Raw genomic sequence first — 19,670 nt, forward strand, 5'->3', positions numbered from 1 at the left:
GCATGAGCGAGATCCTCCCCTCGTGGCGCGACACCGCGACCCGCTCGACGATCATCGACTTCGTCGAGCGGGTGACCGCTGACGGGCCGGACGCCGTTCCCGTCGAGGAGCGCATCGCCGTCTTCGACAACGACGGCACGCTCTGGACCGAGAAGCCGATGCCGACCCAGCTGCACTACCTCGTGCAGCGATGGGGAGCCGCGGCCGAGGCCGACCCGTCGCTCGCCTCGAAGCAGCCGTATGCGGCTGTCGCCAACGGCGAGCTCGGCTGGCTCGGCGCCGCGGTCGACAAGCACTACGCCGGGGACGACTCCGACCTGCACGCCATCGTCGGGGCGATCATCGCCGCGACCGCGAACGAGAGCGTCGAGGACTACGCGGCATCCGTCGCCGATTTCTACCGCGATGCCCTGCACCCCGTGCTGGAGCGCACCTACTCTGGCGTGGTCTACGAGCCCATGGTCGAGCTGCTGAAGTACCTCGAGGCGAACGGCTTCACCTGCTACATCGTCTCGGGCGGCGACCGCGACTTCATGCGGCCGATGACGGTCGATTACTACGGCATTCCGCCGGAACGCGTGATCGGCTCCGCCGTGGGTCTGGTCTACGACGCGGAGTCGAACGCGGTGCGGTACGGCACGAGCTTCGACTTCCTCGACGACGGCCCGATCAAGCCCGTGCGCATCTGGACCCGCATCGGGCGCCGCCCGATCCTCGCCGCAGGCAACTCCAACGGCGACCTCCCGATGCTGCGCTACACGAACGGCAGTGCCAGCAGCCTCTCGCTGCTCGTGCACCACGACGACGACTCCGGTCGCGGCGACACGCCATACGACAAGGGCGCGGAGGATGCGCTGGATGCCGCGTCCGATGCGGCATCCGGAATCACGGTAGTCAGCGTGAAGCGCGACTGGTCGGTCGTGTTCCCGGATGCCGCCGAGCCCGAGGCGGGCGCGTGACGACTGCCGCCACCTCGTCGCTGCGTCGGTGGTGGCTGCCGACCCTCGTCGGCTACAGGGCCTCGTTCCTGCTGAACGATGTGATCGCCGGGCTCAGCGCCGGCGCTGTCGTGGTGCCGCAGGCGATGGCGTACGCGACCATCGCGAACCTGCCGGTGCAGGTGGGCCTCTACACCTGCATGGTGCCGATGCTCGTCTATGCGATGCTCGGCGGATCCCGCGCGATGAGCGTGTCGACGACCTCGACCATCGCGACGCTCACAGCGACCACGTTGGTGTCTGCCGGCGTGGCCGTCGCCTCGGACGAGCCATCGCGCGACCTCATGACCCTCACTCTGCTGGTGGGCGTGCTGCTGCTGCTCGCCCGCCTGTTCAAGCTGGGGTCGCTCGTGGAGGCGATCAACAAGCCGACGATCATCGGCATCCAGGTGGGCGTGGGCGCGACAGTCGCCGTCGGGCAGCTGCCGAAGCTGCTGGGGGAGACGTCGAACTACTCGGGGCACGGATTCGTCCGCTCGCTGGTCGCCGTCGTCGAGGCCCTGCCCGGGGCGAACGTGCCGACCATCCTCTTGTCGGCGGTCTCGATCACCGTGCTGCTCATCCTCAAGCGCTTCGTCCCGAGGGTGCCGGGCCCGCTGGTCGTCGTGATCGGCGGCATCCTGTTGGTCGCCCTCACCAACGTGGCTGACGCAGGCGTCGAACTCATCGCCGAGGTGCCGGCCGGGCTCCCGACGCTGGTGCTGCCGTCGTTCGAGAACGTCGGCGCGCTGCTGCCCGGAGCCCTCGCCATCGCGGTGATGGCGTTCCTGGAGTCGGCCGCGGTGGCCCGTGGCATCCGTCGAGCCGGCGAGACGCAGATCCAGAGCAACCAGGAACTCCTCGCCACGGCTGCTGCGAGCGTCGCAGGGTCGTTCTTCCAGTCGATGCCCGCAGCCGGGGGATTCTCGCAGAGCGCCGTGAACCAGGGCGCCGGCGCGCGCTCGCAGGTGTCATCTCTCGTGACCGTTGTGCTGGCGGTGATCGTGGCGCTGTTCCTCGGGCCCGTGCTCAGCCTGCTGCCACAGGCCACCCTGGCGTCCATGGTGATCGTCGCCGTGATCGGCCTGATCGACGTTCGGGCGCTCGTCCGGCTGGCACGCATCAACCCCCGCGACTTCTGGATCGCGCTCTCGACGGCTGTCGTCGGCCTCGTCGCGGGGCTGCTCGCTGCCGTGGCCGTCGGTGTCGTCGTGACGCTCGCCGTGGTGCTGCACGCGCTCAACAAGGTGCGGGTGGCCGCGGCCGAGCGCGTCGGAGACGTGCTCGTGATCACCGTGGGCAACCCGATGTACACGGCCAACGTGCTCGAGACCGAGCTTGCGGTGCTCGATGCCGTCGACGCGGCCAGGCCCGTGGCATCCGTCGTACTCGATGTGACACGGATGCGGGAGACCTCGGTCACCGTGCTCGATGCGCTCGAGGATCTCGACCGCGAACTGGCCGAGACCGGCGTGCAGCTGCGGCTGGCCGGGGTGCCGGCGTCTGCCGCCGAGATCGCCCTCCGCACCGAGTGGTATCGCGGGGTGCTCGCGTCTGGACGATCGTTCGCGACGGTCGAGGAGGCGGTCGCGGGCACGCCGGCGCCGCCGCCGCCCCGCTCCTGACGGCGTCGAGATGACGCGAATCGACCCTCTCGCTCGAGGGAGGGTCTGTTTGCGTCACCTCGACGGCAGGGGATGACCGGATGGGTGTCCACAACGTCACGCGGTCGAGGTTGCGGGGCGTCGGCCGGGGCCGCGCTGAGGGGATGCCCGCCCGGATACCGCTGCCCGTTCACCTCGCCTCGACATCCTTCCGTACGAGCGATGCCCGACGGGCCGGTCTCGGGGAGGGCCGGCTGCGCGGCCCCGACCTGCAACTGCCGTTCCACGGAGTGCGCACCCCGGCATCCGTGCCCCTCACGCTGACCGAGAGGTGTCGGGCCTATCAGCTCCGGATCCCGCCGGCCCAGGTCTTCAGTCACGTCACCGCGGCGCTCCTGTACGGGCTGCCGTTGCCGGCCCGGCTGGAGAGCGGACCGCTCGACGTCGCCTCCATCGATGCTCCGGCGCTGCCTCGATCCCGTGGCGTGCGCGGCCACCGCCTGTCGTCGGCGTCGGCGTCGGCGTCGGTCGAGGTCGTGATCTGGCGCGGTACCCCGATCGTCTCTCCGGTCGACGCCTGGTGCCAGCTCGCGCCACTGCTGTCCGAGAGGGAGCTCATCGTGGCGGGTGACGGACTCCTGCGGCGTCACCATCCGCTGTCCGACATCGAGGCGATGTGTGTCGGGTGCAGCGCTACCGACGCCGGCGCGGCTGCAGGACGCTGAAGGCGGCGCTGCTGGCCGTGCGAGCCGGAACGGATTCCGCACCCGAGACGGAGCTGCGACTCGACCTCGTGGAGCTCGGTCTGCCCGAGCCCGAGGTGAACGGGATCATCCGCGCGACAGACGGGCGTCAGATCGCGATCGGCGACCTGGTGTTCCGGCGGTACCGCGTGCTGGTCGAGTACGACGGCGAGCAGCATCGATCCGACGCGCGGCAGTATCACCGCGACGTCGATCGCCTCGACGACGTGGCGGAGGAGGGATGGCGCGTGTTCCGGGTCAACAAGACGCACCGCGGCATCCGTCGCCAGAGGGTGCTCGAGCGCGTCCGAGCGGCGCTGATCGCGCGCGGCTGGACCCCGGACGAACCCGCCGACCGTACCTCCGGTGCGTCGAGGTGACGCGAATCGACCTTCGTGGCGCCACGAGCGTCGGTTTGCGTCACTTCGACGCGGCGCCGGGCGGGGCCGGGCCGGGCCGTCATCGCGCGCAGCGGAACCCGATGTGCGTCGTCGCTGAATCGTCGGCCTGCGGCGAGCGGGCCGCCGGGCGGTAGCGCAGGCAGTACTCGGGGGCGCACAGGTGCGAGCCGCCCTTGAGGGCGCGGCGCGGAATCCGGGATCCCGGCTCGGCGCTCGCGGCGGCGAGCAGATTGGGACGAGCGCCCGCCTCGGCGAACTCCGACCCCGGCACGATGTGGCGCTCGGTGTAGAAGTCGATCGTCCACTCCCACACGTTGCCGGCGCAATCGACCAGGCCGTAGCCGTTGGGCGGGAAGGTGCCGACCGGCGATGTGCCGACCCAGCCGTTCGCCCCGGTGTTGCGATAGGGGAAGGAGCCCTGCCAATGGTTGCCGCCCAGATCGCCGGCGGCATCCGGAGCATCACCCCAGGTGTAGAGCGCGCCGTCGAGACCTCCGCGGGCGGCGAACTCCCATTCCGCCTCGGTGGGCAGGCGCTTGGCGGCCCAGGCCGCGTACGTCGAGGCGTCCTCGAAGCTCACCTGCACGACGGGGTGGTCGAGTCTGTCGTCGATCGACGATTCCGGGCCGAACGGATGCCGCCAGCTCGCGCCGGCTCCCCATGTCCACCACTGACGCCAGTCGCGCAGGTCCACGGGACCCGGCGTCGGCCGGAAGACCAGGCCACCGGGAACGAGATCGGCCGGGTCGACGCCCGGGAAGTCGGCCGGATCGAGCGGACGCTCGGCCACGGTGACGTAACCCGTGGCGTCGACGAACGCGGCGAACTGGGCGTTCGTCACCGGATGCCGGTCGATCTCGAACGGCGCGACAGTGCGCTGGTGCACCGGGGACTCGTCGGGATAGAAGGTCGAGCCCATGGTGAAGGTGCCGCCGGGGATCCGGATCATGCGCGTCGTCTCCGTCACCCGTCGAGCCTACGTCCCGACGCAGCGCTCATGGCCCGCCGCACGCCATTTCGTGGGCCGCAGCGCCACATCAGCTGGCGCAGTGCCCCACGAAATGGCGCGAGGCAGGTGCAGCTGCTGCGCGAGCGGACGACTGGGAGACTACGGCAGCAGGCGCGTCGGACCGCGGAACAGGTACGTGGTCTCGCGGATCGACGACTCGCCCAGCATGAGCATCAGCACCCGCGCGAGGCCCATGCCGAAGCCGCCGTGCGGGGGAACGCCGTAGCGGAAGAAGTCGAGGTAGAAGCCGAGCTCCTCGGGGTCGAGGCCCTTGTCCTTGGCCTGCTCGACGAGCACGTCGATGCGGTGCTCGCGCTGGGCGCCCGTCGAGATCTCGGTGCCGTTGTAGATGAGGTCGTACGAGTTCGTGATGGTCTCGTCGCCCTCGCGGCGCATGTGGTAGAACGGCCGGATGCTGGAGGCGTAGTCGGTGAGGAACACGAAGTCGTGCCCGTAGGTCTCCTTGACGTGGGCCGCGATCTGGCGCTCGCCCTCCGGGTCCATGTCGTCGTCGGCACGGGGGATGACGTACCCGCGGTCGGCGACGATCTGCTTCGCCTCGGCGAGCGGGATGCGCGGGAACGGAACGGCCGGCACCTCGATCTCGATGCCGAACAGCTCCTGGATCTCGGCGCCGTGCTTGGCCTTGACCGCGGTGAAGCCGGCGACCATGAGCTCCTCGTGCAGCTTCATGACGTCGTCGTGCGAGTCGATCCAGCTCACCTCGGCGTCGACGCTGGTGAACTCGGTCGCGTGGCGGCTCGTGAAGGAGGGGTCGGCGCGGAACGCGGGGCCGACCTCGAAGACCTTGCCGAAGCCGGCGGGCTGTGCCATCTGCTTGAAGAACTGCGGGCTCTGCGAGAGGTAGGCCTTGCCGTCGAAGTACTCCACCTCGAACAGCTCGGCTCGGGACTCGGAGGCGCTGGCCATGAGCTTGGGGGTGTGGATCTCGACGAAGTCGTTCTCGACCCAGTAGCTGCGGAGGGCATGCAGGAAGGTGGTCTGGATGCGGAAGATCAGCGCCTGCTTGGGCTGGCGCAGGTCGAGGAAGCGCCAGTCCATGCGCTTGTCGAGGCTGGAGTCTGCGGCGATGGGAGCCTCGGGGTTGGCGGCGGTGACGACGTCGAGGCTCGCGAGCTTCACCTCGAGGCCGCCGAGCTTGACTCGCTCGTCCTTCTTGAGCTCACCGGTGACGGTGATGAAGGAGCCGTGCGACAGGGCCGAGATCGCCTCGGTGGTGGCGAGACGGGCGGCATCGCCCTCCGCGGCTCCCTCGGGGAGTTCGCGCAGCGCGGGGCTCACGATCTGAACGGCGCCGGACTCATCGCGGAGGATGACGAACTGCACCTTCTTCTGGTCGCGCACGGTGTCGACCCAGCCCGACACCGTCACGGGGCCGTCGGGGAGGGCGGAGAGGTTCTTCACGAGTACTCGAGTCACGAGGGGAAAGTCTACCGTCGGCGCCCCATCGCCCGCTGAGGCCCGGACGCAGTCCGCGGTCGAAGCGCACCAGGGTCGGCCGCGCGTCCGATGCGTTTCGGGCGCGGACTGCGTCCGGCCCTCAACGAGCGGGGCAGATGGACCTCGTCAGCCCCCGCTCACGGCGAACTCGCGGTTTCGGCATCCGTAGACTGGAGGGCGTGGCAGCATCCCGAATCCACCTCGTCCGTCATGGAGAGGTGGAGAACCCCGAGCGCGTCCTCTATGGACGGCTCGAGGGCTACGGACTCTCTGTTCTCGGGCAGCGCATGGCCCAGGCCGCTGCCGATGAGCTGGCCGCATCCGGTCGCCCCGTCAGTGCCCTGTTCTCCTCTCCGCTGCAGCGCACTCAGGAGTCGGCTGCGCCCATCGCGCGCGCGTTCGACCTCACGCCGCAGCTCGACGAGCGATTCATCGAGCCGGCCAACGACTTCGAGGGCCGACGCATGACCGGCCCTGACGGTGCTCTCCGCGACCCGCGCAGTTGGGTGCTCCTGCGCAACCCGCTGAAGCCGAGCTGGGGCGAGCCGTTCGCCTCCATCGCTGCGCGCATGATGGCCGGCATCGTCGATGCGGATGCCTCGGTCGACGGCGGCGACGTCATCATCGTGAGTCACCAGCTGCCCATCTGGATGGTCGCGCACACAGTCGCCGGCAAGCGCCTCGCGCACGATCCGCGCAAGCGTCGCTGCGACCTGTCCTCCATCACGAGCCTCGAGAAGCGCGATGGCGTCTACGTCGAGGTCGCCTACTCCGACCCTGCCGGCCCGCTGCACGCCGAGGCGACCGACGTGGGAGCCGTGTGATGCGCCGGCGTCTCGCCCCCCGTCTTCGCGCGTCCGTTGCCATCGGCATCGCCGTGGCCGCCGTCGTCTCGCTCGGCGCCTGCACCAGCGATCCCCTCGCCGACCAGTACCGGGCGGGCAGCGGCAAGAACTACGTGGCCGGCGACGGCACTGTCACCGAGATCGACATCGAGGATCGCGGTGAGGCCATCGACTTCTCCGGAACCACGGAGAGCGGCGGCGAGTTCGACTCCACCGAGCACGCCGGCGACGTGCTCGTGGTCAACTTCTGGTACGCCGGATGCGCTCCCTGCCGCGCCGAGGCCGCCGACCTCGAGTCGATCAACCAGGAGTTCAGCGACGACGGCGCGACCTTCATCGGCGTGAACGTGCGCGACCAGGCCGCGCAGGCCCAGGCCTTCGACGAGAAGTACGGCGTGACGTATCCGTCGATCATGGATCTCGAGTCCGGCGCCGTGCAGCTCGCCTTCGCCGGCAAGGTGCCCGCCAACGCCGTTCCCACCACGCTCGTGCTCGACAAGCAGGGCCGCGTGGCCGCGCGCATCCTCGGTCAGCTGCAGAGCACATCCATCCTCGAGACTCTCGTGCGCGACACTCTCGCCGAGAGCGACTGAGGTGGGCGGCGTCGGCGACATCGTGATGAGCGGCCAGCTCATCGCGGCGATTCCGATCGCGCTGGCGGCAGGCCTCATCTCGTTCCTGTCGCCCTGCGTGCTCCCGCTGGTCCCCGGGTACCTCGGGTACATCGGCGGGTTCACGGATGCCTCTGCCGACGCCGGCGAGGAACGCCGGTACCGCCGCAGGCTGCTGCTCGGGGTCGCCCTCTTCGTGCTCGGCTTCACGCTGGTGTTCGTCGCCTACACGGTTACGATCGGCGCCCTCGGCGTGTGGCTCAAGGTCTACTCCGACCTCATCATCCGCATCCTGGGCGTTGTGGTGATCATCATGGGCCTCGTCTTCATCGGTCAGTTCACCTTCCTGCAGCGCCAGCTGAAGCCCGTCTGGAGACCGGCAACAGGTCTCGCCGGTGCACCGCTGCTCGGCATAGTGTTCGGCATCGGCTGGACGCCCTGCATCGGCCCCACTCTCGCGGCCGTGCTCAGCCTCAGCCTCGACTCCGGCTCGGCCTGGCGCGGAGCCATCCTCGGCGTCGCGTACTGCATCGGCCTCGGCCTGCCCTTCCTGCTGGTCGCCCTCGGGCTCAGCTGGGTGACCGGAGCCGTGGCATTCTTCAAACGGCATATTCGCACGATCAACATCATCGGGGGCGTGCTGCTGATCGCGGTCGGTGTGCTCATGGTGACCGGAGTCTGGACGGCATGGATGAGCGAGCTGCAGGCGGTGATGGCGGGCTTTGACCTCTTCCTCTGACGACACCGAGCGCCCTCGTGGCGAGGACATGAACGACGGGCCCCACGAAGACGGACGCGGCGGCGCCGAGGAGCGGCTGCGCCGTCCGGATGACCACATCGATGCTGCGGCATCCGTCGAGGCAGCATCCGACTCGGGATCCGGTGTCGGCTCCGGCCCCGGCGGCGAGATCACGCAGCCCAAGCTCGGACCCATCGGCTGGCTGCGCTGGTTCTGGCGGCAGCTCACGAGCATGCGCACGGCGCTGTTCCTGCTCCTGCTGCTCGCCGTGGCCGCCGTTCCCGGATCGCTGGTGCCGCAGCGCTCGAGCGACCCCAACGGCGTCACGCAGTACTTCCGCGACAATGCCGACCTCGCGCCGTTCCTCGACAAGCTGCAGGCCTTCGACGTGTACACCTCGGCGTGGTTCTCGTCGATCTACATCCTGCTGTTCATCTCGCTCATCGGCTGCGTCATCCCGCGCACCAAGCACCACTTCGATGCCCTGCGCGCCCAGCCACCGCGCACGCCGGTTCGCCTCGGCCGCCTCGCCGGCTACACCGAGCGCGACGGCGAAGGGTCGCTCGATGACGCCGCCGAGGCCGCCCGCGCCCAACTGCGGTCGGCGGGGTATCGGGTCGCCGTCTTCGAGAAGCCCGGCGAGAAGAGCATCTCCGCCGAGCGAGGCTATCTGCGCGAGACGGGCAACCTGGTCTTCCACAGCGCCCTCGTCGGCATCCTCGTGACTGTCGGCTTCGGCGGCGGTTTCGGATTCGCCGGGCAGCGGGTGCTCGTCGAGGGCCAGACCTTCGTCAACACCCTCGGGGCCTTCGACTCGTTCAATCCCGGTCGCTTCTTCGATCCCGACACCCTCGACCCGTACTCGCTGACGCTCACCGACATGGCAGTGACCTACGAGCAGCAGAACCAGAAGGCGTTCGGGCAGCCCATCGACTACACGGCGACAGTCCAGGTCACCGAGCAGGACGGCGCCTCCTCGGAGCAGACCATCAAGGTGAATGAACCGCTGAACACCGGCGGCACCAACATCTACCTGCTCGGCAACGGCTACGCCCCGACGATCACCGTGCGCGACCCCGACGGCACCGTCGTCTTCACCGACGCCATCCCGTTCCTCCCCCAGGACGCCCAGCTCACCTCCATCGGCGTCGTCAAGATCCCCGACGGCCTGAAGGAGCAGCTCGGCATGATCGGCCTGTTCTACCCGACGCAGGGCGCCCAGCAGCCGCCGTACTTCTCGAGCTACCCCGACCTCGAGTACCCGGTGCTCACGCTCCAGGTGTTCGAGGGCGACCTGGGCATCGACGCAGGCACTCCGACATCCGTCTTCACCCTCGACACCGACTCGATGACCGAGATCGCAGGCGGCAAGGCCGAGGCGAAGGCCCTCGAGCTCATGCCGGGGCAGACGCAGGAGCTTCCGAACGGCCTCGGCACCGTCACCTTCGAGAACGCGGCGAACCCGAGCGGGGATGCGGCCCCTCCCGTCACCGAGGAGAGCGATGCCGCCGGTACAGCGGGCACCGACTACTCGAAGTCCGTGCTGCGCTTCGCGTCGCTCGACATCCACCACGACCCGACGCAGGGCTGGGTGCTGGTCTTCGCACTGCTGGTGCTCGCCGGACTCGTGACCAGCCTGTTCATCCCGCGCCGCCGGGTGTGGGTGAAGGTGCACGACGCCGGCGGCGGAGCCCTGCGCTTCGAGTACGCCGGCCTCGCCCGCGGCGACGACCCCGGGCTGGATGCCGCCGTCGCCGCCGTGGCCGACCGGCACGCTGCCGGATTCGCTCCGGATGCCGCGGTCGTCGCCGAGGGTCCGGATGCTCCGGCATCTCCGGGATCCCCGGACGCCAGGGCCTGAGAAGCAGTCAGTGATCGATACCGTGAAGCGTAGGGTTGAGCCGTGAACTTCGATGAGATGTCCGTCATAGCGCTGTACTCGGCGATGGCCGTGTACGCGATCGCCTTCATCGCCTATGCGATCGACCTGGCGAAGCGCTCGTCGTCGACCGACGAGGTCGCCGAGGGTGCGAGCGGCGGTGCCGCGGCATCCACCGGCCTCAACGCTGCGACTGCCCGCGGCGCCGGCTCGACCACCACCATCGCGCCCGCTGCTCCGGCGACGGATGCCGCTCGCGGGTACGGGCGATCGGTGTCGCTGCGCGTCGGTGTCGCCCTCACCGTCGTCGCGTGGCTGCTGCACCTCTCGGCCGACATCCTGCGCGGCCTCGCTGCCGGCCGCGTTCCGTGGGCCAACATGTACGAGTTCGCCATGACCGGCACGCTCGTGATCGTCGCCGTGTTCCTGGTCGCGAACCTCTTCGTCGACCTGCGCTTCCTCGGCACCTTCGTGACGGGGCTCGTGCTCATCCTGCTGGGCCTCGCCTCGGTGAACTTCTACGTCGCCGTGTCGCCCCTGCCTCCGGCACTGCAGTCGATCTGGCTGGTCATCCACGTGTTCGTGGCGGCCACCGCCGTGGGCCTGTTCGCGCTCGGCTTCGGACTCTCCGTGGTGCAGCTGATGCAGTTCCGCCGCGAGAGCAACACGGTCGGCGCGAAGACCACCGGCCGTCGACTGCTCGCCACGCTGCCGTCGTCGACCAAGCTCGAGGCGCTCGCCTACCGCATCAACATCATCGGCTTCATCCTCTGGACCTTCACCCTCATGGCCGGCGCTATCTGGGCCGAGAAGGCCTGGGGCCGGTACTGGGGCTGGGACACCAAGGAAGTCTGGACCTTCATCATCTGGGTCATCTACGCCGGCTACATCCACGCTCGGGCGACCCGCGGATGGCGCGGCTCGCGCTCGGCGTGGCTGGCGATCATCGGCTTCTCGGCCGTGCTGTTCAACTTCACCATCGTGAACCTGTTCTTCAAGGGGCTGCACGCGTACTCGGGGCTGTGAGTCGCGCCGTTCTCCGCTATCCCGGTCGCTGAGGACCGAGCGCAGCGACCGTCCGAAGCGCACCGAGCGCCGTGCCGAGTCCAGGGCGCTTCGACCGCGGACTGCGTCCGGGCCTCAGCGAGCGGATACGGAGCGGTCGAGCGTGACGGACCCCTCCTTCGGGGTCGACAGCGCTTGCATGGATTCTGCGCGCCGTCTCGCGCCAGCGCGGCGTCCTCGTCGCCTTTCCTGATGGGACCTCGCACATTTAACGTGTAAACGCTTGCACGCGCAGGGAGCGCGCTGCTACCGTCACACTCGACGCGCGGCACAGGGGTGTGCCGGCGAGAGCGGGGAGTCGACGATGACGGTTCGGGTACAGACACGGCGCTGGTTCGCTGCGGGAACGATCGCGGCGCTCGCCGCATCAGCTCTGGTCATGGTCGGAGTGCAGCCGGCGCTGGCCGACGATCCGCGCACCTTCGCCCTCGTGGGCTCGCTGCAGTCCGAGCTCGGATGCCCCGGCGACTGGACTCCGGACTGTGCCGACACCGAGCTGGCTCCGACCGACGTACCCGGCGTCTACGCCGCAGACTTCACGCTGCCGGCCGGCAGCTACGAGTACAAGGTCGCCGTCGACGACTCGTGGGACGAGGCCTACGGCCTGAACGGCGGGGGAGACAACATCCCGCTGACGATCGCCGGGGAGACCGGCATCCGTTTCACCTTCGACGACACCACCCACCGTGTCGGCCTCGCACCCCTCGAGCTCGACGGCGCCTACAGCGATGCCGATGCCGACCTCATCGCCGACCCCGTGCGCCAGCCCGGCGCAGACAACGTCTTCTACTTCGTCATGACCGACCGCTTCGAGAACGGCGACGCCTCCAACGACGCCGGCGGCCTCACCGGCGACGGTCTGGCCACCGGCTACGACCCCACGGCCAAGGGCTTCTACAACGGCGGCGACATCGCGGGGCTTCGCTCGCGCCTCGACTACATCGACCAGCTCGGCACCACGGCCATCTGGCTCACACCGAGCTTCAAGAACAAGCCCGTGCAGGGCAGCGGGGCGAATGCCTCGGCCGGGTACCACGGCTACTGGATCACCGACTTCACCCAGATCGATCCGCACCTCGGCACGAACGCCGAGCTCGAGGCCCTCATCGACGAGGCCCACGCGAAGGACATCAAGGTCTACTTCGACATCATCACCAACCACACGGCCGACGTGATCGCCTACGAGGGTGGCCAGACCTCCTACATCGACCAGGCGACGAGTCCGTACAAGGACGCCGACGGTGTCGCCTTCAACCCGGCCGACTACGCCGGGACCGAGGACTTCCCCACGCTCGACCCGGCCACGAGCTTCCCGTACGTGCCCACCATCGACCCGGCCGAGGCTGACGTGAAGGTTCCGGCCTGGCTCAACGACCCCACGATCTACCACAACCGCGGCGACTCGACGTGGGAGGGCGAGTCGGTGACGTTCGGCGACTTCTCCGGCCTCGACGACCTCATGACCGAGGACCCGAAGGTCGTCGACGGCTTCGTCGACGTCTACAACGACTGGGTCGACCTCGGCATCGACGGCTTCCGCATCGACACCGCCAAGCACGTGAACTTCGAGTTCTGGCAGAAGTGGTCGACCGCCGTCAAGGCTCACGCCGCCTCCATCGGCAACGACGACTTCTTCATGTTCGGCGAGGTCTACGACGCCGACCCGACGAAGCTCTCGCCCTACGTGCGCAACAGCGACATGAACTCGGTGCTCGACTTCACCTTCCAGTCGCAGGCCGTCGGATACGCATCCGGCAACTCGGCGAAGAGCCTGCAGAGCCTGTTCGCCGGCGACGACTACTACACGACGCCGCACAGCTCAGCGACGGCGCTGCCCACCTTCCTCGGCAACCACGACATGGGCCGGGTCGGCTACTTCCTGCAGAACACCGATTCCGCCGTGCAGCGCGATACCCTTGCTCACGACCTGATGTTCCTCACCCGCGGCCAGCCCGTCGTCTACTACGGCGACGAGCAGGGCTTCGCCGGCGCCGGTCAGGGCAACGACCAGAGCGCGCGCCAGACGCTGTTCCCGAGCCAGGTGACCGAGTACACCGGCCAGAACCTCATCACGGGTGAGCCCGTTGGCACAGGGGAGCACTTCGCGACGGATGGTGAGCTCTACACGCACATCGCCGAACTCTCCGCCCTGCGCCAGGCGCACCCCGCCCTCTCTAGCGGAGCACAGATCGAGCGCTACGTCGACAACGGGCCCGGCGTCTATGCCTTCTCCCGCGTCGACTCGAGCGAGAAGACCGAGTACCTCGTGGCCGTGAACAACTCCGCGGCCGAGAAGACCGTGACGGTTCCGACGCTCACGAAGAGCGCCGCATTCACCCCGCTCTACGGCGCAACCGGTGCGCTCGCGTCGGATGCCGACGGGCTCGCATCCGTCACGGTGCCCGCGCTCGGCGCCGTGGTCTGGAAGGCCGGGTCACCGGTCAGTGCGCCGACGGCTCCCGATGCCATCACCCTGGCCGCCCCGACCGCGGGCGCCGGGCTCTCGGGAGTGAGCGCGGTCTCGGCCGACGTGGCAGACGACACCTGGCAGCAGACCAGCTTCGCCTGGCGCACCGTCGGCGACACCGCGTGGACCGAGCTCGGCACGGCCGAGACCACGGCGCCGCGCGTCTTCCACGACGTGAAGGGGCTCGCCGCAGGAACCCTCGTCGAGTACAGGGCCGTGACGACGGATGCCGCAGGCAACCACGCCGCGGCGAGCACGTACGCCTCCGTCGGAAACGCCGTCACGACCGCGGTGACCGAGGAGCCCGAGGAGGAGATCTCCCTCGTCACCATCCCGGGTAGCCACAACAGCGAGATGGGCTGCGCCGGCGACTGGACCCCGGCCTGCGAGACGGCCAAGCTCACCAAGCGCGCCGACGGCATCTACGCCGGCACCTTCGACATCCCGGCCGGCGACTACGAGTTCAAGGTCGCCCTCAACGGCTCGTGGGACGTCAACTACGGCGCCAACGGAGTGAAGGACGGCGGCAACATCGCGTACACCGCACCCGGCGGACCGATCACCTTCTACTTCGACCCGCGCACCCACCAGGTGCAGAACACGGCGCAGGGCCCCATGGTCACGGCGCCGGGCAGCTACCAGAGCGAGGTCGGCTGCCCCGGCGACTGGCAGCCCGAGTGCCTGGCCACCTGGCTGACCGACGGCGACGGCGACGGCGTCTACGAGTGGTCGAGCGACGAGATCCCGTCGGGCTCCTACGAGCTCAAGGTGACGCACGGGCTGTCGTGGGATGAGAACTACGGCGTCGGCGGTGCGCCCGGCGGCGGCAATCTCTCCTTCACCGCGACCGAGGGCAAGCTCGTCACCCTGCGCTACACCCTCGCCACCCACGTGCTCGAGGTCGTGCTGGCCGACCCGCCGCTCGCCGGCACCGGAGAGCTGCGCGCCCACTGGGTGAGCGAGAACACCCTGGCCTGGCCGCAGTCGCTTCTGGGCGAGACGGATGCCGCTGACGCGAGCTTCGCGCTGCACCACTCGGCCGATGCCGCCCTCGCCGTGACGGATGGCGCCGTGACCGGAGACGACGGCACCGTGGAGCTCGAGTACGACTCCGCCGGACTGTCGGACGCAGAGAAGGCGGCCTTCCCGGCGCTCGCCAGCTACGTGGCCCTGCATCCGGTCGACCTCTCCCGCTCCGACGTCGCGGGACTCGTCACCGAGCAGCTGCTCGTCTCGCAGCAGACCGACGACACGCTCAGCGCCCTCACCGGCGTGCAGCTGCCCGGCGTGCTCGACGACCTCTACGCCGCCGATCTCGGCTCGAGCACCCTCGGCGTGAGCTGGTCGGGAGCCACCCCCACCCTGCGGCTGTGGGCCCCCACTGCGCAGAGTGCCGCGCTGTTGGTCTACCCGACAGGTGTGGCTGGAGACCCGGTCTCGGTGCCCGCCGAGTGGAACGACGCCGATGGAACCTGGGCCGTGACGGACGCATCCGTCACAGCCGGAACCGAATACCGCTGGTCCGTCGACGTCTACGCGCCGACGACGGGGAGCATCGAGACCAACTCGGTGACAGACCCGTACTCGGTGGCGCTCACCACGAACTCCGAGCGGAGCGTGGTCGTCGACCTCGCCGACGACGAGTGGGCGCCCGAGCAGTGGGCGAACACTGCGGCGCCTGTGATCGACAAGCCCGTCGACCGCGCCATCTACGAGCTGCACGTGCGCGACTTCTCCATCGGAGACACCACCGTGCCCGAGGCCGAGCGCGGAACGTATCGCGCCTTCACCCGCGACAGTGCTGGAACGGATCAGCTGCGCCAGCTCGCCGACGCCGGCATCAACACCGTGCACCTGCTGCCCACCTTCGACCTCGCGACCATCGAGGAGGACCGCGCAGCCCAGCAGCAGCCGGACTGCGACCTCGCGAGCTTCGGACCGGCATCCGCCGAGCAGCAGGCCTGCGTGGCGGCCGTCGCCGACACGGACGGCTACAACTGGGGCTACGACCCGTTCCACTTCCAGGCGCCCGAGGGCTCCTACGCCGTCGACCCGAACGGTGGGGCGAGGGTGGAGGAGTTCCGCGAGATGGTCGGTGCACTGCACGCCACCGGCCTGCAGGTCGTGCTCGACGAGGTCTACAACCACACGGCCGAGGCGGGCCAGGGTCAGCGCAGCGTGCTCGACCGCGTCGTGCCCGGCTACTACCAGCGGCTGAATGCCGTGGGCAACGTGGAGACCTCCACCTGCTGCCAGAACGTGGCCACCGAGCACGCAGCGGCCGAGAAGCTCATGGTCGACTCGGTCGTGCTGTGGGCGAAGGAGTACAAGGTCGACGGCTTCAGGTTCGACCTGATGGGGCATCACTCCAAGGCCAACATGCTGGCAGTGCGTGCTGCGCTCGACGAGCTGACGCTGGCCGACGACGGTGTCGACGGCAAGGCCGTCTACCTCTACGGCGAGGGCTGGAACTTCGGCGAGGTGGCAGACAACGCGCTGTTCGAGCAGGCCACGCAGGGCCAGCTCGGCGGCACGGGCATCGGCACCTTCAACGACAGGCTGCGTGATGCCGTGCACGGCGGCAGCCCCGTCGATGCCAGCACGACCTACGCCCAGGGCTATGGCACCGGGCTGTCGACCGACTCCAACGGCAACACCATCAACGGCACGGCGGAGGAGGCCGCGGCGGCCCTCGCTCGCCAGACCGACCTGGTGAAACTCGGGCTCGCCGGCAACCTGCGCGGCTACGAGTTCGAGACCGCCGACGGCACGGTCAAGCGCGGCGACGCGCTCGACTACAACGGACAGCCCGCCGGCTACTCCGACGAGCCGGCCGAGACGATCAATTACCTCGACGCCCACGACAACGAGACGCTCTACGACCTCGGGGTGCTGAAGCTGCCGACTGACACCCCGATGGCAGACCGCATCCGTATGAACACGCTGTCGCTGGCCACCGCCACGTTGTCGCAGTCACCGTCGTTCTGGCACGCCGGCACCGAGTTGTTGCGCTCGAAGTCTCTCGACCGCAACAGCTTCAACTCCGGCGACTGGTTCAACCGCATCGACTGGACCGGACAGACGTCGACGTTCGGTTCCGGCCTCCCGCCGGCCGCCGACAACGAGGACAAGTGGCCGCTCATGGCGCCGCTGCTCGCGAACCCGGCGCTCAAGCCGGCCGCGGCCGACATCGCCGCCGCCGAGGCGCAGGCGCTCGACCTCCTGCGGCTGCGCTCCGACGTCGACCTGCTGCGCCTGGGCTCGGCTGAACTCATCGACCAGAAGGTGTCGTTCCCGGGCAGCGGCCCGACGGCCGTGCCCGGCGTCATCGCGATGAGCATCGACGACCTCGTGGGCCCGGATGCCGACTCCGACCTCGACGGCGCCCTCGTGGTGTTCAACGCGTCTCCGGATGCCGCGACCCAGACGCTGCCCTCGCTCAAGGGCCGGGACTACGCGCTGTCGTCGGTGCAGGCATCCGGAGCCGACGCCGTGGTCAAGCAGACGACGTGGAACAAGGCCGCAGGGTCGGTGACGATTCCGGGCCGCTCGGTGGCCGTGCTGCTCGACGACCAGGCTCCCGCTCCGGTCAGGACGACCGTGCTCGCCGCGCCGAACAAGCTGCTCGCGAAGGCGGGGAGCGCCGTGAAGGTGGTCGGAAAGGTGATCGCCGCCGATCGGAGCAACCCGGTGGGAACGATCACCGTGACCGACAACGGCAAGGTCATCGCGACCGAGACGCTCGAGGCCGGCGACAAGGGTCGCATCGACGTGAAGCTGCCGAAGCTCGGCAAGGGACTGCACCTCATCCGCACCACGTTCGCCGGTGTGGCGCCGTACGAGAGCTCGCGGTCGATCCCGCTGCCGGTGCTGCTCTGGTAGGGGCTGTGCGCGGCGAGCGGGGTTCCGCACGGCGTGAGCGCTTCGGGCGGTCGCTTCGCTCGGCCCTCTGCGAGCGGGTACGGGGAGTTCTCGCTCGCTGAGGCCCGGACGGAGTCCGCGGTCGAAGCGCGGCGAGCGGTGGGTGGAGTCCGCGGTCGAAGCGCAGTGAGCCGGAGCCTTACAAGTGCGCGTACACGGCCTTCAGCCGCGCCAACCACCAGTCGCGGCGCTCGGGTGCCGCCGCGTGCCGATCGAGGAGGGCGGCATCCGGGACGACCCGCCGTACGTCGATGGCGCCATCCGTCACCGACAACGGTTCGGCCGTGACGTCAGCGGCCAGCAGCTCGGCCGTACCCAGACCGCAGTCGTATTCCAATTCGGGAATGCTTGCGGCGAGGAAGGCGCCCATCGACAGGCCCACGCTGGTGTCGATGGCGCTCGAGACGACGACGGGAAGGCCGGCGCGGCCCACGATCTGCAGGGCCGCCTTGATGCCCCCGAGGGGCTGGGCCTTGATCACGAGCAGGTCGGCCGCACCGGCCTCGGCCACGGCCAGAGGGTCCTCGGCCCGACGCACGCTCTCATCGGCGGCCACAGGGATGCCCATGTATCGCACGCGGCGACGCAGCTCGACGAGCTCCTCGACAGTGGCGCAGGGCTGCTCGATGTACTCCAGGTCGAAGGGCTCGAGGGCGTGAGCGGCGTGCTCGGCCTCGTCGACGTTCCAGTTGCCGTTCGCGTCGACACGGATGCGGCCCTCGGGGCCCAGCGCCTCGCGCACGGCGGCCACGCGGGCGACATCGTCGGCGAGCGACACGTCGCCGCCGGCGACCTTGACCTTGGCGGTGCGGCATCCGGAGTAGCGGGCGAGGATGCCGGCCACCTCGTGTGCGGCGACGCCGGGGATCGTCGCGTTCACGGCGATGCGGGTGCGCAGCGGCACCGGAAGCTCGCGCCAGCCGAAGTCGATGGCGGCGCTCAGCCAGTTCGCGGCCTCGGCATCGTCGTACTCGACGAAGGGGGAGAACTCGGTCCAGCCTGCCGGGCCCTCGAACAGCATGGCCTCGCGCACCTCGATCCCGCGGAACCTGGTGCGCAGCGGAAGCGCGACGACGCGAGCGGAGGACAGCAGTTCGACGAGCGGCGGCAGTGGCACCTCCCCATCGTTGCACCTCGAGCCGAACTCTGCCGCGATGCCGATGGATTCCGCGCCGCGCCGCATTCCGGCGCTGGGCAGTGAGTCGCGAAGGCCGTCCGAGTCCGAGCAGCGGGATGGACGACGGGCGGCAGGCTTCTCGCGCTCACGGCCCCCGGCTGTCGACGGGAGCGCCGATGCGCGTGATCGCGGGGGCCGCATCGTCCACGTAGATGGCCACCGAGAAGGTGCGCACAGGATCAGCCGACGCGTCGACCACGGCGGCCGGACCGCGCGCGATATCGAAGTCGGGAGAGTAGCTCTCGAACGTGTCGGGGTAAGTGGCTGCGAGCGTGGCGGCGTCGTCGCCGATGGCGACACCCTCGGGAGTGCGCACCTCGATGCCGCCTGTGGCCGGGCCCGTCGCGAGCACGTCGAACTTCGGAATCTGGTCTCCGTAGGCGCCGAGACGCAGGCCGTCCCAGGTCAGCGTCTCGAAGGGCCGGCGCTCGATGTGGCCCGCGTCCTGTCCGACGACAGGTGCGGCGCCGAGCACAGCCGCGAGAGACGCCGCGACATCGTCGAGATCATCGCCGTACGACACCGAGAGGAGGGCGACGCCGGCGGCATCCTGAACCTCGAATCCCTCCGGACCGATCACGACAGCCGCCGGTGCCGCGGCAACCGGAGTGGGCGAGGTGACCTCCGTCGGCGTCGCCCGTACGGAAGTCGAGGACGGCGATGGGGCCATCGTCGAAGCGGTGGGCGCTCCCGTGCAGGCCGTGAGCAGTGCGGCCGCCGAAACGACCACGACGAGAACCGACGCGCGGAGAGTCATTGCACGAGCATAGG

The 19,670-nt window shown here is 69.3% G+C and carries 14 protein-coding genes; 10 read left to right on the forward strand and 4 right to left on the reverse strand.

What is annotated here, in order from left to right:
* Positions 1 to 2 precede the first annotated feature (2 nt).
* From AADV74_RS11455 to AADV74_RS11470, 4 genes are all read left to right on the forward strand, one after another.
* Positions 3 to 959, forward strand: coding sequence for an HAD family hydrolase (locus AADV74_RS11455; RefSeq protein ID WP_342114148.1), 957 nt, complete (start codon positions 3 to 5; stop codon positions 957 to 959).
* On the forward strand, positions 956 to 2,602 hold the full coding sequence (locus AADV74_RS11460) for a SulP family inorganic anion transporter (RefSeq protein WP_342114150.1): 1,647 nt from the start codon (positions 956 to 958) through the stop codon (positions 2,600 to 2,602). Before AADV74_RS11455 ends, AADV74_RS11460 begins: the two co-directional genes overlap by 4 nt.
* A gap of 80 nt (positions 2,603 to 2,682) precedes the next feature.
* Complete coding sequence (locus tag AADV74_RS11465) at positions 2,683 to 3,306, forward strand: hypothetical protein (protein ID WP_342114152.1); 624 nt, start codon at positions 2,683 to 2,685, stop codon at positions 3,304 to 3,306.
* Positions 3,267 to 3,704, forward strand: coding sequence for a DUF559 domain-containing protein (locus AADV74_RS11470; protein ID WP_342114154.1), 438 nt, complete (start codon positions 3,267 to 3,269; stop codon positions 3,702 to 3,704). Before AADV74_RS11465 ends, AADV74_RS11470 begins: the two co-directional genes overlap by 40 nt.
* Positions 3,705 to 3,783: 79 nt before the next feature.
* Here the strand turns inward: AADV74_RS11470 and AADV74_RS11475 are convergent, their stop codons facing one another.
* Both AADV74_RS11475 and aspS read right to left on the reverse strand, forming a co-directional pair.
* Positions 3,784 to 4,674 carry a formylglycine-generating enzyme family protein gene (locus AADV74_RS11475; RefSeq protein WP_342115168.1) on the reverse strand — a complete coding sequence of 297 codons (891 nt, stop codon included), beginning with the start codon at positions 4,672 to 4,674 and terminating at the stop codon, positions 3,784 to 3,786.
* A gap of 159 nt (positions 4,675 to 4,833) precedes the next feature.
* Positions 4,834 to 6,174 carry an aspartate--tRNA(Asn) ligase gene (gene aspS, locus AADV74_RS11480; protein WP_342114156.1) on the reverse strand — a complete coding sequence of 447 codons (1,341 nt, stop codon included), beginning with the start codon at positions 6,172 to 6,174 and terminating at the stop codon, positions 4,834 to 4,836.
* 200 nt (positions 6,175 to 6,374) lie between these two features.
* On the opposite strand from aspS, the gene AADV74_RS11485 reads away from it, so the two are divergent.
* The 6 genes from AADV74_RS11485 (at position 6,375) to pulA (ending at position 17,683) form a co-directional block, all read left to right on the forward strand.
* Entirely contained in the window at positions 6,375 to 7,019 is a 645-nt protein-coding gene (locus tag AADV74_RS11485; protein WP_342114158.1) for a histidine phosphatase family protein, read from the forward strand.
* Positions 7,019 to 7,633 carry a TlpA family protein disulfide reductase gene (locus AADV74_RS11490; RefSeq protein WP_342114159.1) on the forward strand — a complete coding sequence of 205 codons (615 nt, stop codon included), beginning with the start codon at positions 7,019 to 7,021 and terminating at the stop codon, positions 7,631 to 7,633. Before AADV74_RS11485 ends, AADV74_RS11490 begins: the two co-directional genes overlap by 1 nt.
* 1 nt (position 7,634) lies before the next feature.
* Positions 7,635 to 8,390, forward strand: a complete 756-nt coding sequence (locus AADV74_RS11495) for a cytochrome c biogenesis CcdA family protein (RefSeq protein WP_342114161.1) — start codon at positions 7,635 to 7,637, stop codon at positions 8,388 to 8,390.
* A 28-nt stretch (positions 8,391 to 8,418) separates the two neighbouring features.
* Positions 8,419 to 10,251, forward strand: coding sequence for a cytochrome c biogenesis protein ResB (gene resB, locus AADV74_RS11500; protein ID WP_342114163.1), 1,833 nt, complete (start codon positions 8,419 to 8,421; stop codon positions 10,249 to 10,251).
* An 84-nt stretch (positions 10,252 to 10,335) separates the two neighbouring features.
* Complete coding sequence (gene ccsB / locus AADV74_RS11505) at positions 10,336 to 11,295, forward strand: c-type cytochrome biogenesis protein CcsB (protein WP_342115170.1); 960 nt, start codon at positions 10,336 to 10,338, stop codon at positions 11,293 to 11,295.
* Positions 11,296 to 11,638: 343 nt separating this feature from the next.
* Positions 11,639 to 17,683 (forward strand): pullulanase-type alpha-1,6-glucosidase, encoded by a 6,045-nt coding sequence (gene pulA, locus AADV74_RS11510; protein WP_342114165.1) that lies wholly within the window; start codon positions 11,639 to 11,641, stop codon positions 17,681 to 17,683.
* Positions 17,684 to 17,861: 178 nt separating this feature from the next.
* On the opposite strand, the gene AADV74_RS11515 is transcribed toward pulA, so the two are convergent.
* The gene (locus tag AADV74_RS11515; RefSeq protein WP_342114166.1) at positions 17,862 to 18,839 is read right to left on the reverse strand and encodes an o-succinylbenzoate synthase; all 978 of its coding nucleotides are present in this window, start codon (positions 18,837 to 18,839) and stop codon (positions 17,862 to 17,864) included.
* Positions 18,840 to 18,984: 145 nt separating this feature from the next.
* A complete protein-coding gene (locus tag AADV74_RS11520) occupies positions 18,985 to 19,656 on the reverse strand; it encodes a hypothetical protein (RefSeq protein WP_342114168.1) in 672 nt (223 codons plus the stop codon).
* Positions 19,657 to 19,670: the final 14 nt, after the last annotated feature.

The organism is Leifsonia stereocauli, from assembly GCF_038432415.1.
Lineage (GTDB): Bacteria > Actinomycetota > Actinomycetes > Actinomycetales > Microbacteriaceae > Orlajensenia > Orlajensenia stereocauli.

Bases quoted from the DNA above. Each gene is read 5' to 3' on its own strand.
- AADV74_RS11490 (WP_342114159.1), top strand. From the start codon at position 7,019: ATGCGCCGGCGTCTCGCCCCCCGTCTTCGCGCGTCCGTTGCCATCGGC.
- resB (WP_342114163.1), top strand. From the start codon at position 8,419: ATGAACGACGGGCCCCACGAAGACGGACGCGGCGGCGCCGAGGAGCGG.
- ccsB (WP_342115170.1), top strand. From the start codon at position 10,336: ATGGCCGTGTACGCGATCGCCTTCATCGCCTATGCGATCGACCTGGCG.
- AADV74_RS11475 (WP_342115168.1), bottom strand. From the start codon at position 4,674: ATGATCCGGATCCCCGGCGGCACCTTCACCATGGGCTCGACCTTCTAT.
- AADV74_RS11455 (WP_342114148.1), top strand. From the start codon at position 3: ATGAGCGAGATCCTCCCCTCGTGGCGCGACACCGCGACCCGCTCGACG.
- pulA (WP_342114165.1), top strand. From the start codon at position 11,639: ATGACGGTTCGGGTACAGACACGGCGCTGGTTCGCTGCGGGAACGATC.
- AADV74_RS11465 (WP_342114152.1), top strand. From the start codon at position 2,683: ATGGGTGTCCACAACGTCACGCGGTCGAGGTTGCGGGGCGTCGGCCGG.
- AADV74_RS11520 (WP_342114168.1), bottom strand. From the start codon at position 19,656: ATGACTCTCCGCGCGTCGGTTCTCGTCGTGGTCGTTTCGGCGGCCGCA.